The sequence below is a fragment of the Pseudomonadota bacterium genome, from assembly GCA_030860485.1.
Classification (GTDB): Bacteria; Pseudomonadota; Gammaproteobacteria; order JACCXJ01; family JACCXJ01; genus JACCXJ01.
Genome location: JALZID010000063.1, coordinates 21,783 through 28,577, shown reverse-complemented (window position 1 = coordinate 28,577; position 6,795 = coordinate 21,783). Strand labels below are relative to the sequence as shown.

Genomic DNA, 6,795 nt, shown 5'->3' with positions numbered 1-6,795 from the left:
GAGGCGCTGAACGGGCACTGTAAGACCGGAAAGGTCCCACCCTTGTGGGACGGGCGCGCCTCCGAGCGCATCGTCGAGCTGATCACGAACCAGGTCTAACGCGGATCGATGCGACGTGCGGATGTAGTTAGGATCCGGCAGCGCCTCGGACCGTCCCACGGGGCTACAGGGACATGAGTGCCCGCGGACCGATACCGCCCCAGGACGGCTTCCATATGAGCCCCGAGGCATTCCGCCACTACGGCCGTGCGGTCGTGGACTGGATCGCGGATTACTACGCGCGCGTCGAGTCCTATCCGGTCCTCTCGCAGGTCGCGCCCGGCGAGGTGTATCGTTCACTGCCGCCCGAGGCCCCGGAGCACGGCGAGGGTTTCGAGGCGATCCTCGCAGACATCGACCGGCTGATCCTACCCGGCATCACCCACTGGCAGTCGCCGAACTTCTTCGCTTTTTTCCCGGCCAATACCTCCGGACCGTCGATCCTGGGCGAATTGCTCGCCGGAGGGCTCGGCGTGCAGGGCATGCTGTGGGCCACGAGCCCGGCCTGCACGGAGCTCGAGACCCGCGTCCTTGACTGGCTCATCGAGATGCTGGGTCTACCCCTGCGGTTTCGTTCCGACGGGCCGGGCGGCGGGGTGATCCAGGACTCGGCCTCCAGTGCCACGCTGTGCGCGCTCCTCGCAGCGCGCGGGCGGGCGACGGATTTTCGCTGTAGCGACGAGGGCAGCGATGGTCGGCTCGTGTGCTATGCCTCGACGGAGGCGCACTCGTCGATCGACAAGGCCGTACGCATCGCGGGGCTCCGGCGCCACGGGCTGTGCCGGATCGCGGTGGACGAGCGCTTCGCCATGCGCCCCGAGGTACTGGTCGGGCGCATCGCTCAGGATCGCGCGCAGGGGCTGCTCCCGTTCTTTGTTTGTGCCACGATTGGGACGACCTCCTCGAACGCCATCGATCCGCTCCCGGCAATCGGCGAGGTGTGCCGCGAGGCGGGCTTGTGGCTGCACGTCGATGCGGCCATGTCGGGTACCGCGGCGATCTGCCCCGAGTACCGCTATCTCCACGCGGGGATGGCACTTGCCCATAGTTATTGCTTCAACCCCCACAAATGGATGTTCACCAATTTCGATTGCGATTGCTTCTATGTCGCGGATCGGCGCGCACTCATCGAGTCGCTCTCGGTGCTGCCCGATTATCTTCGCAACCAGGCGAGCGAGTCCGGCGCGGTGTTCGACTATCGTGATTGGCAGGTGCCGCTCGGACGGCGCTTCCGTGCCTTGAAGCTATGGTTCGTGATCCGCCATTACGGCATCGAGGGCCTCAGGCACCACATCCGGCGCCATGTGGAGCTCGCGCAGGAATTCGCCCGCTGGGTCGCGGACTCGACGCGTTTCGAGCTTTGCGTCAGGCCGCCTCTGAATCTCGTGTGCTTCCGGCATCGGAGGGGCGATGCGTTCAACCGCGACCTGCTGGATCGGCTCAACCGCGGCGGCCGGCTGTACCTGAGCCACACGATCCTGCGGAACCGCTACACGCTGCGCCTGTGCGTCGGCCAGACGCATACCGAGCACCGGCACGTCCGGGCGGCCTGGCAGACGATCCAGGAGACTGCGGCAGAGCTCGAGCGCGAGGGAATGATCCGTGGAGCCCCGAGAGGGAATCGAACCCCCAATGGCTGATTACAAATCAGCGGTTATGCCGTTTAACTATCGGGGCTGCTTGGACTCCGGCCATTCTAGGGTGGGGTGCCCCCGAGGGCAATCGTGTCGCAGCCGACCGAGACCACCCTGGGCCCGTTCGAAAGCGCTGCCTTGGTCCGGTTCAAGACCTCTTGGCGAGCGGCGACGTCGAGCCAGTACACCTCACGGGTCCGGTCGCGTTCTTGGATCGCGGGATGAATCCCCTGCCGCTCCAACGCCGATACGCGCGCCTGGACCGAGCTCGGGGTATTGTAGAGCCCGAGCGAGATGGCGTTCTTCGGGTCTCCGGTACGGTTCAGCAGAAAATCCTCCACGCCCTTGGCGGCCAGTTCCGCGAGCCGGGTTCTGGCCAGCTCCTCGGAGCCCTGGTTGTCGAGATATACCCAGTAACGCTTGGCGAACACCTCCTGCTCGGTGCGCCGACGGATCTGCGTGCCGGGGCCTTCGATTCGCTGCCGGGCCTTATCCGCCTCTTCGGCGCTGGCAAACGCCCCTATCGAGGCGCAGGCCCGGGATAGCGCCTCGGGCGATACAACATTTGACTCTTGGGCATTCGACTCTTGGGCGTTTGACTCTAGGGCCTTCGCCTCTGGGGCCTTCGACTCTGGGGCGTTCGGCTCGTGGGCCTGCGGCGCCGGGGTTTCGGGCTGTGGGCCCTTCGGTTCAGCCGCCTGTGGCGGTGGCGCCGGCTCGGTGTGCCCAGCGCCCGCGGCTACCGGCGGCGGGGCCGCCGGTGCAGTGTCCGGTTGCGAGGCTGGGCTCAGCGAGGCACCCGGTGCGGCGCGCAAGGGCGGCGGCTCGGGACGCTCTTGCACCAAGGTGAGGGTCGCGGTGCCGGCCGGGAACCCGACGTCGGGCGATCGCTCTGCGAGGACGGCATCGCTCAGGTGATGATTGTACTCGAAGCCGAAATAGACGACGTTGAGGACCAGAAGACCCACGCACCACCACTTCATCGTTCCCCTCCTGCCCAGATCGCGAGTCCCTGCAGGACCATGTCCGGCATGAGCGCCGGGGTGTGCTGCACGAGCGCTGCGATCTCTCGGGCCGCCCCGCCGCTCAGGACGCACGATACCTGACCGTAACGCTCCTGGAGCGCCGCCGCAACCCGGTCGATGCACGCCGCGATGGCGCAGGCACTGCCCGAGGCGATGCCATCTTCGGTGCTGCGCGCCAGCGGCACGATGCGGCCGCCCTGCACGGCGGCGAGCCCCGCCGCGGCGTGCGCGAGCGAACGCCGCATGAGTGCGAGGCCCGGGAGGATGAGCCCGCCGAGATGCCGACCCCGGTCGGACAAGGCATCCACCGTTACCGCCGTCCCACAGTCGGCGATGCACACCGCGCCCTGGGATCTCCGCCACCCGGCCAGCATCGCGAGCCACCGGTCCACCCCGAGCTGGCGCGGCCGCTCGTAGCCATTTTCGACCCCGAAGGCCGCGTTTCCGCAGGCAGCGAAGGTCGGGATCAGGCCCCAGGTCTCCTCCACCCAGCGCGAGGAGCGGGCGCCGAGGAGCGGGCCGCCGACATTCGAGATCAGCACCCGCTCGGGTCTCGGGAGAAGCCTCCAATGCCCCGCCAGGACCGCTTCCAGATCGTCGGTTCCGGCGCTTTGAACTGGGCCGAGGGTCGCCAGCCGATCATCGTAGGGGCACCACTTGATGCGGCTGTTCCCGATATCGACGAGCAGCATCACGGCCCTAGCCTCAGGCTCACCTCCCCGGAATGGAAACGCCGCAGGGTCCGTCCCACCGCGACGATCAGGGCGCCGCTGGGATCGAGTCGGCGTGCTTCCCCGGTGACCTCACCCTCCGATGACAGCACGCGGACCGGTCTGCCGACGACCAGGTCGTATGCCCCCCATTCCGCTCGCAGCGTTTCGAGCCCGTGGTCCTCGATCGCGTGCAAGACCTCACGGACCTCGGAGATCACGCTGGCCGCAAGCGCGTTGCGCGATACCTCCCGCCCCAGGGCGGTTCTGATATCGATGTGCGGTTGGCCAAGATCGCCCGGAGGAGCCCCAAAACTAGATAAAAAAGGGGGCCACGCCACGTTGATGCCTATCCCGACGACTGCGATCCCGCCACCGGACGGCGTCACCCGTGTCTCCACCAGGATGCCGCCGAGCTTGCGGTCGTGGAGCAGGATGTCATTGGGCCACTTGAGGCCGGCGGCGGCGAGGCCGGTACGCCGGATCGCGCGCACCGCCCCGATACCGGCGGCGATCCCGAGGCAAGCAGGAGGCGTGGACATCGGGTCCAGACGAAAGCCGAGCGACAGGCACAGCCCGGCCCCCCACGGCATCGACCAAGGACGGCCCTGGCGTCCCCGGCCGGCACGCTGATGCTCGGCCAGGCACAGGTGGCCGTCGATCGCTTGTTCGCGGGCGCGGTCCAGGAGCACCTGGTTGGTCGAGGTCACCTCGGCATGACAGTCGAGACGACGGTGCCAGGCGCACGTCCGTGGGTCCAGCTCCCGGCGGATGCGCTCGGCGTCGAGGCGCTCGAATCCCGGCGCGAGCCGCGGCGAGTCGTGGCCGGCCCCGGCGAGCGGCAGACCTTCGATCTGCCAGCGCGTCAAGAGATCCGCGATGACCGCCGTCGACACCGAGAGCCGCCGCGCCAGGTCCGGGAGCGGGGACGCCGGGCCCGGCCCGAGCAGCCGGAACAGCACATTCGGTACGTCTTCGTCCAGCCCCATATCGTGTCTGCCCCGTATTTGTGAATACAGAGTACTAAGAGCTCGGCGTGTCCTCCGATTCCGGCGCCGGACCGCGCGCCACGGGGCGCCCTGGATCGGTGCACCACTCGCTCCAAGAGCCCGCATAGAGCCTTGCTGCGGGCAGCCCGGCATCCACCACCGCGACCAGGTTATGGCAGGCCGTGACCCCGGAACCGCAGTAAAACACGGCCTCGCGGGACGGGGTCCCTGCGAGGAACCGCTCGATCCGGGCCCGCAATGTCGCAGGGGCCAGAAACCTCCCCTGCCCATCGAGGTTCTCCTTCCAGCAATAGTTAACCGCGCCGGGGATATGACCGGCGACCGGGTCTAAGGGCTCGACATCGCCCCGATACCGGGCAGGGTCTCGCGAGTCGATCAGGAGGGGTGCATCGGAGACCTGATCGATGCGTATCAGCCACTCCGTACGGGGTGCGCCTAGAAACACACGCGCTGCCGTGTGTTCCTCACCGGTGGCGGTAGGCAAGCCCAGCGCCTCCCAGGCGCCCCAACCGCCGTCCAGGAGCGCCACCGCTCCGTGCCCCATATAGCGCAGCAACCACCAGAGCCGCGCCGCCATCGCCCCCCCCGTGTCATCGTAAGCCACGACCTGGCGCGATTTGTCGATACCGAGCCGCCCCAGGGTCGCCTGCAGCGCCTCGGCGGTGGGCAGTGGGTGGCGTCCCCTAGTGATCACCGGCGGTCCGCAGAGGTCGCGGTCGAGGTGTGCGTAGGCCGCCCCCGCGATGTGGCGGTGGCGATAGGCACGCCCCCCTGCCTCGGGATCGGCGAGGTCGAAGCGGCAATCGACGACCACCCAGCCGGGATCGCCCACATACCGTGATAAGGTCTCGCAGGTGACGATAGACTGGTATGGAGCGGGGGATCGATCCATGGTTCAGCGCGTCACCGGAAGAGAACTATGTGTGCTGTCGCACCGACAAGGATTTCATGTGGCGTTACTGTCAGCTCGTAGAGCCGCGATGGATGCTCTCGGCGCACGCTTATTGCACGCAACGTTTGTATATGACCACTGGGTCATTATAACGCTCCTCCCAGAGGACGCTCTGAAGACACCCGGGGCGTCTCATTGCCTTGAATGCCTGACACTACCTCCTTGACGAAGCGCGAGCCCTCCGGGGCGAGGCGGGAATGGTCCATGCGACGGTTTCTTAGGTTTTGCCTGCTACCGGGCCTGATCGGGATGGCGACGCTGTCATCGTGCTCCGACTACTACGCCCAGTCCGTGACCGGGCAACTCGCGCTCCTGGCGAGCCGGACATCGATCGACGCCGTGGTTGGGAACCCCCGCACCCCCAGGGCGGTCCGGGATAAATTGGCATTGATACTGGCGCTACGCCGGTTCGCGAGCCAGGCGCTCGGCCTCCCGCACAACGGCAGCTATTCGACCTATGTGCACGTCGATCGCCGTTACGTGGCCTGGAACGTATTCGCCACCCCGGAGTTCTCCCTGGAGCCCTTGCACTGGTGTTTCCCGGTGGCCGGATGCCTGAGCTACCATGGCTACTTCTCCGAGGGGCGGGCCCGACACTCCGCGGAGTTTCTCTCGCACGCAGGCCACGACGTATACGTCGGGGGAGTAGCGGCCTATTCCACCCTGGGCTGGTTCGAGGACCCGGTAACCAGCGCCATGCTGCGTTGGAACGATCTGGGGCTCGCCGAGCTCATGTTCCACGAGCTCGCCCACCAGGCGGTTTACGCCTCCGGCGACACCGCCTTCAACGAGGCCTTCGCCACGACGGTGGCTTTCGAAGGCGTGCGCCACTGGCTGAAACACGGCGGAAGGCACACTGCACTGGAGGCCTTCGAGGCCGAGCAGAGGCATAGAGACGAGTTTGCCACTCTGGTCTTCGCGACGCGCGGGAAACTGGAGCGACTCTACGCGTCGAATCGAAATGCCTTCGAAAAGCGTGCGGACAAGGCCAGGGTCTTCAGCGAGTTGAAGGAAGCTTATACAGCGTTGCGAGCAACCTGGGGAGGTTACGATGGGTATGACGCCTGGATGAGCCATGGGCTCAACAACGCCAAACTGTCCTCGCTGGTCACCTACAGGGAGCACGTTCAGGCCTTGGAGAACCTGTTCGATGCAGTGGACGGGCGCTTTGAACCGTTCCTCGGCCTGGCCCGCGCTATCGGACGGCTCGATCCGTGGGTGCGCAAGGCCTGCCTGGCTGCGCTCGCGCAACCGGGCGCTCGCCTTAGCGAAAGTTGCCATTTCAGAATGACCGTCCGCGACCCTGCCGACGAACCCGTGACCGACGCCCTCGCGCCAGCCGGGGTCCGGCGGACCTCCTAGCCCGGATTTGTCACCGCTGCCCGTCGCGAGGCCACGCGATGCCGGTCGACGGCCCGTAACGCA

6 protein-coding genes and 1 tRNA gene are annotated in these 6,795 nt (G+C 66.8%); 2 read left to right on the top strand and 5 right to left on the bottom strand.

What is annotated here, in order from left to right:
* Positions 1 to 215: 215 nt before the first annotated feature.
* Positions 216 to 1,679 (top strand): pyridoxal-dependent decarboxylase, encoded by a 1,464-nt coding sequence (locus M3461_03820; protein MDQ3773550.1) that lies wholly within the window; start codon positions 216 to 218, stop codon positions 1,677 to 1,679.
* On the opposite strand, the gene M3461_03815 is transcribed toward M3461_03820, so the two are convergent.
* The 5 genes from M3461_03815 to M3461_03795 all read right to left on the bottom strand — a co-directional run bounded on the left by M3461_03815 (position 1,643) and on the right by M3461_03795 (position 5,310).
* Positions 1,643 to 1,716: transfer RNA gene (locus M3461_03815), tRNA-Thr, on the bottom strand. The genes M3461_03820 and M3461_03815 overlap by 37 nt on opposite strands.
* 19 nt (positions 1,717 to 1,735) lie before the next feature.
* Positions 1,736 to 2,656: an SPOR domain-containing protein gene (locus M3461_03810; GenBank protein ID MDQ3773549.1), complete on the bottom strand. Its 921-nt coding sequence runs from the start codon at positions 2,654 to 2,656 to the stop codon at positions 1,736 to 1,738.
* Positions 2,653 to 3,390, bottom strand: a complete 738-nt coding sequence (locus tag M3461_03805) for a type III pantothenate kinase (GenBank protein MDQ3773548.1) — start codon at positions 3,388 to 3,390, stop codon at positions 2,653 to 2,655. The genes M3461_03810 and M3461_03805 overlap by 4 nt, the downstream gene beginning before the upstream one ends.
* Entirely contained in the window at positions 3,390 to 4,397 is a 1,008-nt protein-coding gene (locus tag M3461_03800) for a biotin--[acetyl-CoA-carboxylase] ligase (protein ID MDQ3773547.1), read from the bottom strand. Before M3461_03800 ends, M3461_03805 begins: the two co-directional genes overlap by 1 nt.
* Positions 4,398 to 4,431: 34 nt before the next feature.
* Positions 4,432 to 5,310, bottom strand: a complete 879-nt coding sequence (locus M3461_03795) for a sulfurtransferase (protein MDQ3773546.1) — start codon at positions 5,308 to 5,310, stop codon at positions 4,432 to 4,434.
* A gap of 309 nt (positions 5,311 to 5,619) precedes the next feature.
* Between M3461_03795 and M3461_03790 the strand changes: the two genes are divergently transcribed.
* Positions 5,620 to 6,732, top strand: a complete 1,113-nt coding sequence (locus tag M3461_03790) for an aminopeptidase (protein ID MDQ3773545.1) — start codon at positions 5,620 to 5,622, stop codon at positions 6,730 to 6,732.
* The last annotated feature ends 63 nt before the right edge of the window (positions 6,733 to 6,795 follow it).